The 14,632-nt window shown below is 73.0% G+C and carries 9 protein-coding genes and 1 pseudogene; 6 read left to right on the top strand and 4 right to left on the bottom strand.

The window, feature by feature from the left end; translation table 11 throughout:
* Positions 1-24: 24 nt before the first annotated feature.
* A complete protein-coding gene (locus FLX08_RS28810) occupies positions 25-678 on the bottom strand; it encodes a response regulator transcription factor (RefSeq protein ID WP_142623342.1) in 654 nt (217 codons plus the stop codon).
* A 242-nt stretch (positions 679-920) separates the two neighbouring features.
* On the opposite strand from FLX08_RS28810, the gene FLX08_RS40885 reads away from it, so the two are divergent.
* The gene (locus FLX08_RS40885; protein ID WP_167530612.1) at positions 921-1,085 is read left to right on the top strand and encodes a hypothetical protein; all 165 of its coding nucleotides are present in this window, start codon (positions 921-923) and stop codon (positions 1,083-1,085) included.
* Positions 1,086-1,290: 205 nt separating this feature from the next.
* Here the strand turns inward: FLX08_RS40885 and FLX08_RS28805 are convergent, their stop codons facing one another.
* Both FLX08_RS28805 and FLX08_RS28800 read right to left on the bottom strand, forming a co-directional pair.
* Positions 1,291-2,112, bottom strand: coding sequence for an inositol monophosphatase family protein (locus tag FLX08_RS28805; RefSeq protein WP_142623340.1), 822 nt, complete (start codon positions 2,110-2,112; stop codon positions 1,291-1,293).
* A 106-nt stretch (positions 2,113-2,218) separates the two neighbouring features.
* Positions 2,219-4,195, bottom strand: a complete 1,977-nt coding sequence (locus FLX08_RS28800) for a S9 family peptidase (RefSeq protein ID WP_142623338.1) — start codon at positions 4,193-4,195, stop codon at positions 2,219-2,221.
* A gap of 86 nt (positions 4,196-4,281) precedes the next feature.
* Here FLX08_RS28800 and FLX08_RS28795 point away from each other — a divergent pair, with 86 nt between their 5' ends.
* Positions 4,282-5,283: a ferrochelatase gene (locus FLX08_RS28795; RefSeq protein ID WP_142623336.1), complete on the top strand. Its 1,002-nt coding sequence runs from the start codon at positions 4,282-4,284 to the stop codon at positions 5,281-5,283.
* Positions 5,284-5,375: 92 nt separating this feature from the next.
* Here the strand turns inward: FLX08_RS28795 and FLX08_RS28790 are convergent, their stop codons facing one another.
* Positions 5,376-6,536: a lytic transglycosylase domain-containing protein gene (locus FLX08_RS28790; RefSeq protein WP_244312964.1), complete on the bottom strand. Its 1,161-nt coding sequence runs from the start codon at positions 6,534-6,536 to the stop codon at positions 5,376-5,378.
* 253 nt (positions 6,537-6,789) lie between these two features.
* Between FLX08_RS28790 and FLX08_RS28785 the strand changes: the two genes are divergently transcribed.
* The 4 genes and pseudogenes from FLX08_RS28785 to FLX08_RS28770 all read left to right on the top strand — a co-directional run bounded on the left by FLX08_RS28785 (position 6,790) and on the right by FLX08_RS28770 (position 14,628).
* Positions 6,790-7,983 carry an MFS transporter gene (locus FLX08_RS28785; RefSeq protein WP_142623333.1) on the top strand — a complete coding sequence of 398 codons (1,194 nt, stop codon included), beginning with the start codon at positions 6,790-6,792 and terminating at the stop codon, positions 7,981-7,983.
* 83 nt (positions 7,984-8,066) lie between these two features.
* Positions 8,067-9,359, top strand: coding sequence for a D-arabinono-1,4-lactone oxidase (locus FLX08_RS28780; protein ID WP_142623331.1), 1,293 nt, complete (start codon positions 8,067-8,069; stop codon positions 9,357-9,359).
* A 500-nt stretch (positions 9,360-9,859) separates the two neighbouring features.
* Positions 9,860-10,567, top strand: a pseudogene (gene sepH / locus FLX08_RS43495) (septation protein SepH); the annotation flags it as partial.
* 2,534 nt (positions 10,568-13,101) lie between these two features.
* Positions 13,102-14,628: a helix-turn-helix domain-containing protein gene (locus FLX08_RS28770; protein ID WP_142623329.1), complete on the top strand. Its 1,527-nt coding sequence runs from the start codon at positions 13,102-13,104 to the stop codon at positions 14,626-14,628.
* Positions 14,629-14,632 lie beyond the last annotated feature (4 nt).

Genomic DNA, 14,632 nt, shown 5'->3' with positions numbered 1-14,632 from the left:
GGGACGTGGCGGTGGCGCGGGTCGTCACAGCCGGTATCCGACGCCGGGCACGGTCTCGATGACCGGTGGATCGCCCAGCTTCTTGCGCAGCGTCATCATGGTCACCCTCACCACGTTGGTGAACGGGTCGATGTTCTCGTCCCACGCCTTGTCGAGCAGGTCCTCCTGGCTGACGACGGCGCCCTCTGCCCGCATCAGCTCCTCCAGCACCGCGAACTCCTTCTTGGTGAGGTGGATCTCGGTTCCGTCCCGCGTCACCTGGCGCCTGCCGGGGTCGAGCCGGATGCCGGCGCGTTCGAGCACGGGCGGCAGAGGCGGCGCGGACCTGCGGCCGAGCGCGCGCACCCGGGCCACGAGCTCCATGAACACGAACGGCTTGGCCAGATAGTCGTCGGCGCCCAGCTCCAGACCCTCGACCTTGTCGTCCACGTCGCCCGCGGCCGTCAGCATGATGATCCGCGAGGCCGACCGCTCGGCGACCAGGCGGCGGGCCACCTCGTCGCCGTGCACCTTGGGCAGGTCACGGTCGAGCACGATCACGTCGTAGTCGATGTAGGCGGTCTTCTCCAAGGCGGCCGCGCCGTCGTAGGCGACGTCCACGGCCATCGCCTCCCGGCGGAGGCCTGTGGCGATCGCGTCCGCGAGCACCCGCTCGTCCTCCACCACAAGCACGCGCATCAAGTCCTCCTAGCTGGCATGAGGCCCCTCATTGTGGACTTAGCCGGCGTAAGCCGCCGGTAAGCGGTTCCTGCGCTCTACGTGACGTAGAGCACAGAAATTCATAGGTTTACGGTCGCTCCGGACATGGGTAAGGCCCGTGACACCCTCCATTGTCGTGTGCCGGGGAAGGGTGCGCCTCTCCGCAGGATCCGTGCCGGAGCCCCCCGTGACACGTTTCGCCCCCTGAGAAAGAAGGTGAGATGGGCGAGTTCACGACCACGATCGAAACCAGGCTCGACCAGGCCTACAAGGGTCTTGAAGAGGCCACCACGAGCGGGGACGACTTCCTCGCCGACACCCTCACCGCCGAGATCGAGGACCTGCACCGCCTCGCCGAAGATCACGGCATCGACATCCAGCGCTGACCGGAACCGAAACTGACGAGGGGGCCCGCCGCAAGGCGGGCCCCCTCGCCTGTACCCAGGGCGAAGCCAGGACGAACGCGCGGCGAAGCCTCCTCGAACCCGACGCGAATTCACGGGCGTCGAGGACGTCGCGCGGGAGCCCGGCCTCGGCGGCAGGCAGCAGCGATCAAGCGATGCGACCGAGCAGCGGCACGCGCGGGCCGCGTCAGTCGCGCTCGGGGTCGAGGGGGACGAGCAGGTCGTGCAGCTCCTCGAACAGCCCCGGGGCCGCGCTCAGCGCCATGTCCGGGCCGACCGGTTTGCCCTTCAGGCCGGCGACGCGGGCCCCGGCCTCCGCGGCGATCAGGCCCGCCGCCGCGTGGTCCCAGTAGTTGGTGCCGCGCTCGTAGTAGGCGTCGACCCGTCCCGCGGCGACCGAGCAGAGATCGATCGCGCACGAGCCGCCGCGCCGGATGTCCCTGATCTGGGGCAGCACCTGCGCCAGCACCTCGGCCTGCACCCGGCGCCGTCCGGCCGCGTAGCCGAACCCGGTGGCGACGAGGGCCTTGGCCAGCGGGACCCCGGTGTTGCAGCGCAGCCGCTCGCCCCTCAGCCAGGCGCCGCCGCCCTTCGACGCCGTGAACACCTCGCCGCGCGGCACGTTGTGCACCACTCCGGCGACGATCTCGCCGTCCACCTCCACGCCGATGCTCACCGCCCAGTCGGGCAGGCCGTACAGGAAGTTGACGGTGCCGTCGATGGGGTCGACGACCCACCGGACGACGCCCTCGCCGGGGGTGTCGCCGCCCTCCTCGCCGAGGACGGCGTCGTGCGGCCTGGCCGCGGCGATCCTGGCGCGGATCAGCTCCTCGGCGGCCCGGTCGAGCGCGGTGACGACGTCGGTGGGGCTCGACTTGGTGGCCAGCACCTCGGGCCGCGCGGGCCGCTTGGCGAGGAGCATCTGACCGGCCTCCTCGGCTATGCCGGTCGCCAGCTCCAGCAGCTCCTCCACCCGCGCGCGGTCATGCCGGTCCTCCCGCTCGTCCATCCTGACCTGCCCCCTCCTCGTAGGTGCTCACACCGAAACGGCCGGCGCGGAGCGCCGGCCGCACGAGTGACATCCTCCCAAACCAGGATGTACCGCCATTCAACGGTCAGCTCAGGGACGGCGGCAGGGTCCACTCCTCTCCCAGGACGTGCTGCGCCAGGAAGGCCAGGACGGTCTCATACCAGGCGACCGCGTTGCCGGGCTTGAGCACCCAGTGGTTCTCGTCGGGGAAGTAGAGGAACTTCGACTCGACCCCCGAACGCTGGAGGTCCCACCACAGCCGCAGGCCCTCGCCGATCGGCACGCGGTAGTCCTTGTCGCCGTGGATCACCAGCATCGGCGTCCTGATGTCGCCCAGCGACCGGTGGGGCGACAGCCGGGCGTAGCGGGCGGACCCGAGGGCGCCGAACTCGCGCTGCCAGAAGTTGGCGCCGTCGGTGGTGCCGGCGAACTGGTCGAGGTTCCACAGCGACGCGTGCGTCACGACGGCCCGGAACCTGTCGGTGTGCCCGGCGACCCAGTTGGCCATGTAGCCGCCGAACGAGCCGCCCATCGCCGCCGTCCGCTGCTCGTCGATCTCCGGCAGTTTGAGGCATTCGTCGGTGATCGCCATGAGGTCGGCGTGGGTCACCGGCCCCCAGTCGCCCCAGCCCCGCTGGATCATGTCCTGGCCGTAGCCCGTGGACATGCACGGGTCGGGCAGCAGCACGGCGTAGCCGTGCCGGGCCATGATCCAGGGGTTCCAGCGCCAGCTCCAGTCGTTCCAGCTCGACACCGGGCCGCCGTGGATCCACAGCAGGAACGGCGCCGGGTTCTCGGCGGTCGCCTCCGCGGGGACGACCAGCCAGCCCCGGATCTCGGTGCCGTCCTCGGCCGTCGCGGTCACCTCGGTCAGCGTGCCGGGCAGGTCGAGCGGCGGCGTGGGCGCGGGCAGCGTGGTGACCGACCCGTCGGCGGCCACGCGCACCGGACGCGGCGGCGAGTCGATCGCTCCGCGCAGGGCGTAGACCGAACCGTCGGGGGCCGGGCACAGCTCGGTGTACGCGCCGTCGTCCGAGGTCAGCCTGGTGACCTCGCCGTCCAGGGTGGCGCGGAAGACCGGCCGGCGGCCCTGGTGGTCGGCGGCGAAGAACAGCTCCCGGGAGGAGGGCGCCCATGCGACGGACGCGGGGAAGATCTCCTCGGCGACCGCGTGCCCTTCGCCGGTGGACAGGTCGACCACCCACAGGTCGATCGCGATCGGCGTCTCCTCGGTGCCGTGGTGCTCCCTCAGGCAGGCGACATGCCGCCCGTCGGGCGAGACCCTGACCGGCCCGATGAAGTCGTGCCCCGCGGACGTCGCCAGCGTGCGCCGGGATCCGTCCGCGGCGTCGACGGCGACCAGGTCCCAGCGCACGTCGCCGTTCCCCAGCGAAACCCGCCAGCTCGTGAGCACGGTGCGCCCGTCGGGAGTGACGTCGAACGACAGGTTCTCGTCCAGCGCGCCGCCGGGCTCCGGCGTGAGGTCGCGCACGTCCTCCAGGCCCTCGCGCGCCGCACGGCCCGCGAAGAGCCGGGTCTGCGCCGGGCCGAGGTCGTGGTCCCAGTAGCGCACCGGATAGCCCTCGTGCAGGATCGCGCTGACCCCGGCCTCGTCGCGGGCCTTGCGGCGCTCCTCCTCGGTGGCGGCGTCGCCGGGCAGCACCCCGGAGGCGTAGACGACGGTGCCGCCGGCCGCCCGCACAGCGGAGACCCCGCCGGGGCGGGTGGCGAAGCGCACCGGCTCGCCGCGCTCGGGCAGCAGCCACAGGGCGGCCGTGTCGCCGCTGCTCTCCTTCACCGTCTCGTCGGGCCTGCGGGAGACGAAGAACAGGGTCCCGTCTGGGGCGAACTCGGCCCCCGCCTCTCCCTTCGCCGACCGGGTCAGCCGGTGGGGCTCGCCCCCGGGGTCCTGGGGGATCTCCCACAGTGCCGTGCCGTACGACTTGCCGTCGGGGTTGAGGGACTGGACCACGGACACGAGCCGGGTCCCGTCGGGCGACAGCCGCAGGGCGTTCACGCGCGGCAGAGCCGTGTATTCGCGGATGTCCGGAAATTGGGTCACCGCTCGAACCTACTCTCTGACGCACGCACCACCCAAGCCGTCAGGCGCGCACGGAACCGTCGTACCCGCCGCGTAAGGTGTGGCGCATGGTGAGCACCAACGGATACGACGCCCTTCTCGTCGTCTCCTTCGGCGGGCCGGAGAAGCCCGAGGACGTCATGCCGTTCCTGGAGAACGTCGTGCGCGGCCGGGGCGTGCCGCGTGAGCGGCTGCTGGAGGTCGAGGCGCACTACCAGGGGTTCGGCGGGGTCAGCCCGATCAACCAGCAGTGCCGCGACCTCATCGCCGCGCTCGACGTGGACCTGCCGGTCTACTGGGGCAACCGCAACTGGCACCCGTTCCTGGAGGACACGGTCCGGCAGATGAAGGACGACGGCGTCCGCAAGGCGGCGGCCTTCGTCACCGCGGCCTACAGCTCCTACTCGTCCTGCCGGCAGTATCTCGACGACATCGCCCGTGCCCGCGCCGCCGTCCCCGGCGCTCCGGAGATCGTCAAGCTCCGCCATTACTACGACCATCCCGGCTTCATCGCGGCGATGGCCGACCACACCCGCGAGGCCCTCGACCGGCTGCCCGCCGACGTCCGTGAGCAGGCCCGTCTCGTGTTCACCGCGCACAGCATCCCCGTCTCCATGGCCCGCACGGCCGGGCCCACCGGAGGCGCGTACGAGGCCCAGCTCAGGCGGGCCGCCGAGCTGGTGACCGCCCAAGTCGATGAGGCACGGCTCGACGAGGGGCGGGCGTGGGACCTGGTGTGGCAGAGCCGCAGCGGTCCGCCGCAGGTGCCCTGGCTGGAGCCCGACGTCTGCGACCACCTGGAGACGCTGCACGCCGAGGGCGTGCCGTCGGCGGTCCTGGTGCCCATCGGGTTCGTCTCCGACCACATGGAGGTCGTCTACGACCTCGACGTGGAGGCGGCGGCCACGGCCGAGAAGCTCGGCATGGCCCTCACCAGGGCCTCGACCGCGGGCACCCATCCGCGGTTCGTCTCGATGGTGGCCGAGCTGCTGGCCGAGCCCGAGCCCGTGCCATGCGCGGCGACCTGCTGCCCCGCCCCCGTCCGCCCCGCCGCACGGCCCGGCCGGTAGCGGCGCCACGGCGGGACGGCCGGCAGCCTCCCGCCGCACGGCCCGTCCAGTAGCGGGGTCCGTCAGGTCCCTCCGCCCGCGTGTCCCCCGCGTCAGGAGGCGTACGCGCGGGCGTACGCGTCGGCGAGCGACAGGACCTTGTTCACGTAGTCCCAGGAGTGGTTGTAGAACCACACGGCCTTCCTGAGCTTCTCGCCGCCCGCGCCGGCCCCGTTGGCGCACAGGTATTTGGCGGCCGACGGCACCGCGTCGTAAGGGCTCCAGATGTCCGCCTCACCATCGCCGTCGCCGTCCACGCCGTACGCCTTCCAGGTGGCGGGCATGAACTGCATCGGCCCGAGCGCCCCGGCCGACGAGGGGCCGTTGTTGCGGCCGTGGCTGCTCTCGACCTGGCCGATCGCGGCGAGGACGGTCCACGAGAGTCCGGGGCAGACGGTGGCGGACCGCTGGTAGAGGTCCAGGTAGCTCGTGGGCCGCCCCACCAGGGCACGTCCGGGGGTCGCCGTGGCCCGCGGCCGTACGGCGGCCGCGCCGACCCGCGCGACCTGCGCGCCCCTGCCGAGCAGGCGCGTGACGGCCTTGTCGCTCACCTTGGCCGGGTCGCCGTGCACCAGCACCACGACGCCGGAGGGGAAGCCGAGCCTGCGGCCCAGGTCCTGGCTGACCAGGCCGTCCACGCCGGGCAGCCCGAGCGAGGCCGAGGCCGCCAGGCGCAGCCTGGGACCCCGGTCGATCTGGTATTCCGCACCCAGCACCATGCCGAGACGTTTGATCGTCGCCGGGTCCACGACCAGCTCGCCCCGGGCGAGCGCGCTCCACACCTCCGGGTGGTCGGCCACGTTCTTCGGCGTCCACGACCGGAACGTCGCCGGGTCGACGGCGAGCAGCCGCAGGGCCGTGCCGGACACGTGCACCTGGCCGCCGTCGGCGACCGCCACCTTCTGCACGTGCCGCAGCTTGGCGATCTTCAACAGGGTGCTCTGCGGCACCTGCTTCGGGGAGATCGCCATCAGGTGCGGCAGCGTGACCTGCACGCCGGGCCCGCCGACGACGGGCGCGCTCGACGGCAGCGTGCGGTCGGGCACGAGGCTCTGCGCCGTCGCCCGCGCGGCCGGAAGGGGGTTGTCGCCCCGCGTGCGGTCCTTCTCCGCCGGGCCGCCGCCGGCCGCGAGCGCGCCGTCGCCCGGCCAGGTGGCCAAAAAGGCGGTGCCCGCGGCCATGACGCTGAAGATCACGACCGCGAGGCCGGTCACGATCGGACGGAGCCGCGTAGAGGCGGAATGAGTGGACGACCTCACCTCAGCCCCTCCACCCCCGGTGCGGAAAAATCACTTGCCACATGATAAGCGGGTACGCGATGGTCAAACCGGAGACAAACGCCGTCCGCGTGTCCCGGGACCACCCGGGGCCGCCGCCGCTGTCGCACGGCCGGCCCGGACGCACACGCACCTCAGTGCAGAACCACGCACCTCAGTGCAGAACACAGTGCCGAAGGGGAAACACAATATGGTCGGGCCGTATCGGGGGCTGTTCGGCACGCCCGGAGTCAAGGGCTTCGTCATCGCGGGGTTCATCGGGCGGGCGCCCATGTCGATGCTCGGCATCGGCGTCATCCTGCTGATCACCGCGATCACCGGCTCGTACGCGAAGGCGGGCGCGGTGGCGGCGACCTTCTCGATCGCGGTCGCCGTGGCCGGGCCCCTCACCGGGCGGCTGGTGGACCGGTTCGGCCAGGCGCGGGTGCTGGTCCCGCTGGTGCTGCTGCACGCCTGCTCGCTCACCGCCCTGATGCTGTGCGCCCACTCCGGGACGCCCGAGTGGACGCTGTACGCCGCCGGTGCGGTGTCGGGGGCCACCGGGATCTCGCTCGGCTCACTGGTCCGGGCCCGCTGGTCGCACGTGCTCGCCGATCCCGCCAAGCTGCACACCGCGTTCTCGTTCGAGTCCGTGGCCGACGAGTTGATCTTCGTCGGCGGCCCTGCCTTCGTGACCGCGCTCACGATCGCGATCAACCCGTACGCGGGCCTGATCGCCGCGATCGTGCTGACCGTGTCGGGCACGCTGGCCTTCGCCGCGATGCGCGGCACCGAACCGCCCGCCGTACGGCACCGGGGGGCGGCCGGGTCCCCGATCGCGATCCCGGGCGTGGCCCTGCTGTCGGCGGTGTTCCTGGCGATGGGCGCCGTGTTCGGCTCCGTCGACATCATCACCGTGGCCTTCGCGGAGGAGCACGGCAGCAAGGGCGCGGCCGGTCTGCTGCTCGCGTCGATCGCGTGCGGCAGCGCGGTCTCCGGCCTGTGGTACGGCTCGCGGCACTGGAAGATCAGCCTGCGCTCCCGGTTCGTCCGCGGGCTCTCGCTGTTCGCCGCCGGGCTCACGCCGGTGCTGCTGATGCGCGACGTGCGGGTCATGGCGCTGGCGCTGTTCGTCGCCGGCCTGTCCATCTCGCCCACCATCATCACCGGGTTCTCGCTGGTGGAGCGCATGGTCCCGGCGGCCCAGCTCAACGAGGGCATGGCGTGGGTCACCACCTCGATCAACCTCGGCGTGGCCGTGGGCTCCTGGGCGGGCGGACGGCTGACCGACGCGTTCGGGGCGTCCAACGCGTACGGCTTCTCCTACGCCTGCGCGTTACTCGCGGCCGTCGTGGGCCTGGCCGGCTCCGCGCTGGTCCGGGTGCGTCACCAGCACACGAACTGAGACCGGCGGCCCGTAGGCAGCGGAACGTCTCATGAGTAGTGTTCATGTCCACCCCGGGGCACGGTGCCGGGGCGAGGAGGAGCATGGACGCCTTCGTCAACTGGGCGCGCAACCAGTCGGTCACCCCCGCGGAGGTCCGCGTCCCGGCCTCGGTGGCCGAGGTCGCCGACGCCGTGCGGGACGCCGCGAAGACGGGCCGGCGGGTACGCATGACCGGCACGGGGCACTCGTTCACCGGGGTCGCGCTCACCGACGGCATCCTCCTGCGGCCCGGCGCTCTGACCGGTGTCCTCGACGCGGGCGACGGATGGGTCAAGGTCGCCGCGGGCACCCCGCTCCACGCGCTCAACGAGGAGCTCTACCGACGCGGCCTGGCGCTGGCCAACATGGGCGACATCACCGCCCAGACCGTCGCGGGGGCGATCCAGACCGGGACCCACGGCACCGGCAGGCACGTCGGCGGGCTCGCCGACCAGGTCGTCGAGCTGGAGATGGTGCTCGCCGACGGCTCCGTGACGACCGTGCGCGAGGGCGACCTGTTCGACGCGGCCCGGGTCGGCCTCGGCGCGCTGGGCGTGCTGACCGCCGTCACGTTCCGGGTGGAGCCCGCGTTCCTGCTGCGCAACCGCCGCGAGCCGATGGCGTTCAGCCGGATCCTCGACACCTTGGACGACCTGACGGAGGCCGACGACCATCTCGACTTCTTCTGGCTCCCCCACACCGACACCTGCCTGGTCAAGCGCAACAACCGCGACGCCGGCCCGGCCCGGCCGCCCGCCGCCTTCAAGCGCTGGCTCGACAACGTCTTCCTGGAGAACACGCTGTTCGGCGCGGCCTGCGCCCTCGGGGCCCGCTTCCCCGGCGCGGTGCCCTCGATCAACGGGATCTCCGCGCGCGTGCTCGGCACGTCGGAGTGCGTCGACACCTCTTACAAGATCTTCACGTCGGTGCGCGAGGTGCGCTTCCTGGAGATGGAGTACGCCATCCCGCGCCACCACCTCGCCCAGGCCCTGCGGGAGACCCGGGACCTCGTGGAGAGGGCGGGCTGGCCGATCACCTTCCCGGTAGAGGTGCGGGTCACGCCGCCCTCGGACGCCTGGCTGTCCACCGCGTACGGCAGGCCCTCGGCGTACGTCGCCTGCCATGTCTACCGCCAGGCGCCTGACCCGGCGTACTTCGAGGGCGTGGAGGAGATCATGGTCAGGCTGGGGGGCCGGCCCCACTGGGGCAAGCTGCACACCCGCGACGCGGACTACCTGCGTGGCGTCTATCCGAGGTTCGGCGATTTCCTCGCCCTGCGCCGCGAAATGGACCCGGACGGGCTGTTCTCCAACGATTACCTCGACCGGGTGCTCGGCGCGTCGCGGGAAGGCTGACCCCATCCCCGCGTAAAGTCCCTCTCCACGGTCCGGCGTCTTCCGCGTGTCGCGTTGCCCGCGCCGGCCCTCGGGCAGGCACATTGCGGAGCACGGGCACACCAGAGCCCGGCGCGCCACTCGAACCCGAGGGAGCAAGCAGGAATGAGACCCTCCCGCAGGTCCGGCCGCACGGCGTACGGCACGGTCACGCCGCCGTGCGCCGCGCCCGTGCCGTACGGACGGGCGGTGGGCGCGCACCACCTGAGGAGACACGACCCTCGCTCTCGCCTTGTGGGCCGGATCGGCGGCGCGGCCGCCGTCCACGGACTGCCGCTCCCACACGACCGACAGGTTGCGGAAAGGTGAACGCGAAAAATGTGACCGGCGTCACAACACCTGCCTCGCCCCCTGGCGAGGCGATGTTCGGACATGCCGGGTACGGTGCTGGAAGGCAACCGGCTCACGCGAGAGACTCAAGGGTCCGGGGGAAGACAGAGCACGACGACGAAGGGACTCGCATGCAGGAGCTCCGTCTCGTCGCGGTAAGTGAGGACGGAACGTACCTCGTCCTGGCGACGGCCGGGCGAGGCACGCGCTTCACGCTGCCCGTCGACGACCGGCTCCGCGCTGCGGTCCGCGGCAACTTCTCCCGTCTCGGCCAGTACGAGATCGAAGTGGAGAGCCCGTTGCGTCCCAAGGAGATCCAGGCGCGCATTCGTGCCGGCGAGACGGCGGAGGAGATCGCGGCCACCGCCGGTATTCCGGTGGAGAGAGTCCGCTGGTTCGAGGGACCGGTTCTCCAGGAACGCGAATACATGGCCCAGCAGGCCCAGCGGGTCTCGGTCCGCATGCCGGGCGAGACGACCCCCGGGCCCACTCTCGGCGACCTGGTCGCCGAGCGGCTCACCCGGCGCGGCGTGCCCGCCGACGAGATCGACTGGGACTCCGCGAAGCGCGACGACAACCTGTGGCGCGTGCGGCTCGGCTTCGTCTGGAACGGCCACACACGCCACGCCGAGTGGCTCTTCGACCCGCGCCGCCGTCACATCACCCCCAACGACGACGAGGCCATGCGCCTGTCGGCCGCCGAATACGTCGAGCCCGAGCGGGACGACGCCACGGTGCGTCCCTTCATGCCCCGCCTGGCGTCCAAGCTCGCCCCGGTGCCGCCGCTGCCCATGGAGTCCCCTTCCCGCCGCGACGAGCCGGGTCTCAGCGTGCCCGCCGTACGCTCCGAGCCCGCCGCGCTCCCCGAGCCCGTGCCGCCACCGCGCCTGAGCCCGCCGCTGCGCGCGGAGACCGGCCGGCCCGAGCGGCCCGAGCCGTACGCGGACGAGCCGGCGGCGTACCGGCCCGAGCTGACCCCGGTGCCCTTCCGGCTGCCGCAGTCGCTCCTCGCCGGCCCCGATGTCGCGGTTCCGCCGCCCGCCGCCGAGATCAGGGCGGAGAGCCCGGCCCCGACCGCGTCTGCGGCCGAGGCCGCTCCTCCGCGTACGCCCGCCGACGCCGCCCCGGCCACCGGAGACGGCGCGAGCCGCACGGACGCTCAGGACATGGCGGGACGGCAGGCCGCGGCGCAGGCTGCCGCGGATGCCACGCATGCGCCTGCGGCGCAGGACGCTGTGGCCGGCGGGGCCGGTGCCGCCGCCGGGGCCGCCGTCCCGGCCACCGCGACGCCTCCCGCTGGAACGGCGGACATGCAGGAAGCCGCGCCTCCGGTGACGCCCGTGGAGCGGACAGCTCCCCAGGACGTGACGACGACCACGAGCACCGCTGCCGGATCCACTGTGGGTTCGGGGACGACTGTGGGTTCCGGGACGACTGTGGGTTCGGGGACGACAGACGCCGCGGCCACGGACGACGTGGCCGCTGTGGCGTCCGCCCAGAACGCCGAGGCCCACGCCGACGCCCGCGAGAGCGCGGAGGCCCCCGTGGAGGCCCCTGCGGGTACTCCCCTGGAAGCCGCCGTGGAGGCTGCTGTGCCTGCCGAGACCGAGCAACCGGCCGGCGCGCCCGCGTCGCAGCCGGTCGCCGACGCGGCGCCGGTCACGGCCGCGGCTACGGACACGAACACGACTGCCCACACGAACACGACTGCGGACACGACTGCCCACCCGGCCGAGGGCGGTGCCACGGACGAATCGTCTCCGGCGGCCGCCGCTCCCGTCACCGTGCCCGCACCTGCTCCGCCGGCGGAGCCCGCGAAGGACGCCGCTGCGAGCCCCGCGCCCGAAGCAACAACGGTGAGCGTGCCCGCGCCGAGCACGCCCGCGGAGGGCGCGGCCGAAGCAACAGCGGTGAGCGTGCCCGCGGAGGGCGCTGCGGAGAGCACCGCGGCGCCCACTACTGTGCCCACAACTGTGCCCACGCCGAAGCCCACCCCGGCGCCTGCCGCTCCGGCGACTCCTGCCGCTCCTGCGGCGGACGCCACCGCGCCCGCGGCCCCGGCGGCAGCAAAGGCCGTGCCAGAGGCTCCGGCTGCGCAGGCCGCGCCGCCTGCGCGGCCCGCGGCCGAGGCCGCACCCGCAGCTCAGGCGCCCGCACCACAGCCCGCGCCGCAGGGACCCGCAGCACAGCCCGCTGCGCAGGCTCCCGCTGCCGCGCCGACGCCCCGGTCGGGGGACGCACGGAAGGCGCAGCGCACGGGCGACGGGTCCAAGGACGGGGCGAAGGAGGCGCAGAAGGAGGCGCAGAAGGAGGCTCAGAAGGACGCCAAGCCCGAGACGCCCGCGCCGCCCGTCCCGAAGCCGGCTCCCCCGCGGCCCCGCAAGTCGCGTGGACGCCGGGCGTCGGTGCCGACGTGGGACGAGATCATGTTCGGCGCGCGCAAGCAGGACTGACCGCGCGGGGCACGGCGGCTTCCTGACGCCGGGGCTGAGCCGCCCACGGCATCGGTGCGGGCATAGCCGAACCGGCGTTGGCACGACTCCAGGTATGAAGGCCGGCCGGCGGGTCCGCGAACTCGCCGGCCGGCCTTCCGCCGTCTGCCCGGCCCGCTCGCGGTCCTGGGCAGACGCACGTTCCGTCCGGATGTTCCTCCCACTGCGTCCTCGTCGCCCAAGGACGCGTACCGGGGAGGCTCGATCTGCGGCGTGACCGCACACGCCCTGCCCGGGATCCCACGCGAGACGGGCCGCATGGGGCGTCCGGAACAGTTCCGCACGATCATGGATCTTGTCCTGCGTCCCGTCCATCGAGGATCTTCCGTAATGCACCCCTTTCCCGGCGTACGGCCGGGGCTCGGGGCCTTCCCCCACGGAGGTTCTCCTTGCGTCGACGATCACGGTGGACACGCGTACGCGTGATCCGGCGACCGCCGCCGTGACCGCCGGCCCGCTGGTCGCGCTTCCCCAGACGGCGCACGCGGCGGTCACGGGGCCACCGCCGCAGGCGCCCGCGCACCTACCGGCCGATGGAGCAGCCTTTCACCATGATTTAGACGGTCGCCAGTCAGGAGGGACTGCGACAGAACGAGACGGCTGAGCTGTTCGACCGCGCGTCCATGACGCCGGCCGACGCGTCGATCGTCGTCCGAGGAGCGAGGTTCGACTCGCCGATCGACCTGTGGCGGCCGGAGAGCGCCACTATGCCGGCCGTACGTGAGCATGTGTGACCATTTGTGACCAGGGACAACGACAGAGCACCACTTCCAGTCCCTCCGGGCGACGCGATCCGCTTACCCGGGGGGATGCCTCGCGTCATCGATCTTTGTTAGTGTTTCGCCCGGATCGACGCCGAAGCGTGGCTTGGGAGGATCGTCGTGTCAGGGCCGTTCAGCGCGCCTCCCCAGCCGGACGGTCTCGCCACCGCCGCCGAATTCGTCGCCGCCCTGGGCCGTCTCCGCCAGTGGTCCGGCCTGACCTATCGTCAGCTCACGGCCGCCGCGAAGGCGTCGGGAGACGTGCTCCCCAGCAGCACGATCGCGGGGGCCCTTGGGCGCACGACCCTCCCGAGGGAGGAGTTCGTGGCGGCCTTCGTACGGGCCTGCGGGCTCGGTGAGGCCGAGACGGCGCGCTGGGTGGCGCACAGGAAACGGCTGGCCGCAGGCATGGTGCCTCCGGCGGATCCGCACGACTCGGCCGCGGACCTGGATCGCCCGCCCGGACCGCCGGAGCAGCTCCGCCCTGATGTCCGGCCCAACGAGACCGACCGCTCCGGGCCCGGCGGTCTCGGCGGGCGCGACCAGACCGATCCCACCACCAAGGCCAGTCCCACCACCAAGGCCAACGCAGGCCAGGCCGATTCCACGACCCAGGCCGATCCCATAGGGACGGGCCACGCGGCACAGGCCGGCTCCACGCGCCAGGCCGATTCGACGGCCCCAGCCGATTCCACCGGCCAGACCAGCCCCCCAGCGCAGGCCGAGCCCACGCGCCAGGCCGATTCCACAGCCCAGGCCGACCCTCTGGCGCAGCCCGGCCCCGCAGGCGAGGCCAGTCCCAGGGCCCAGGCCGACCCCGCAGGCCAGGCCGGCCCGGCGGATCCGGCCGGACCGGGCGCAGCCGCCGCACGGCTGGGGAGCCGGGCGCTGCGGCGGCTCACCGTGGCGGGGGCCGTCGCCGCGGTCCTGCTCCTCGCCACGGGCGCGGTCCTCGCGCAACTGCGCATCTCCTGGGCCGGCGGCGAGCGCCCCTCGGCCGCTCCCGCCGCCACGCCCGGAGACGACCGCACCCCGCCCGCCGCTTCCCTGCCCGTCCCGACGGCCGGAAGCAAGCGCCCCCCGCGCGACGGGTGGTATCACGTCGTTCCGTCGCACGTCGCCGACCATGACCTGTGTGTCGGGGAGGGACGCGAGCGCAACGGGCGGACCGACCGGCCGCTGGCCGTGCAGCGTCCCTGCCGGGATCTCGTCCCCGACACCTACCTGCGGGCGGTCGGCGGCGGCGCCTACGAGATCCAGTGGCACCATCCCAAGGAGGGCGTCGGCTGCCTCACGGTCGACGAGGCGCTGCGCGACCCGGGCGTGCTGCTCGCCCCCGAGAACTGCACCGGGGCCCCGCACCAGCGCTTCCTGCTGCAGCCCGCCGGGGCGGGGTTCGCCCTGCGCCCCCTGCACAGCAAGCTGTGCCTCGGAGCGCTGTACGGCGAGCCCGACGTGGTCCCCGGCGCCGAGCTCGCCCAGGAGTCGTGCACCGGGCGGCGCGACCAGGTGTTCCTTTTCCGTCCCGTGCCCGTCCCCCCGTGGACGCGTGCTCACCGCACCACCGCGGACCACGCGTCTCGCCCGGCCGCCCTCTTCCCTGCCGGAGCCACGAAGCGAGGAACGGCGCAGCCCGTACCCGCGTGACGCG

The organism is Microbispora hainanensis (assembly GCF_006874475.1).
In the GTDB taxonomy this organism is placed as follows: domain Bacteria; phylum Actinomycetota; class Actinomycetes; order Streptosporangiales; family Streptosporangiaceae; genus Microbispora; species Microbispora hainanensis.
This window is presented reverse-complemented; position numbering and strand designations above follow the sequence as displayed.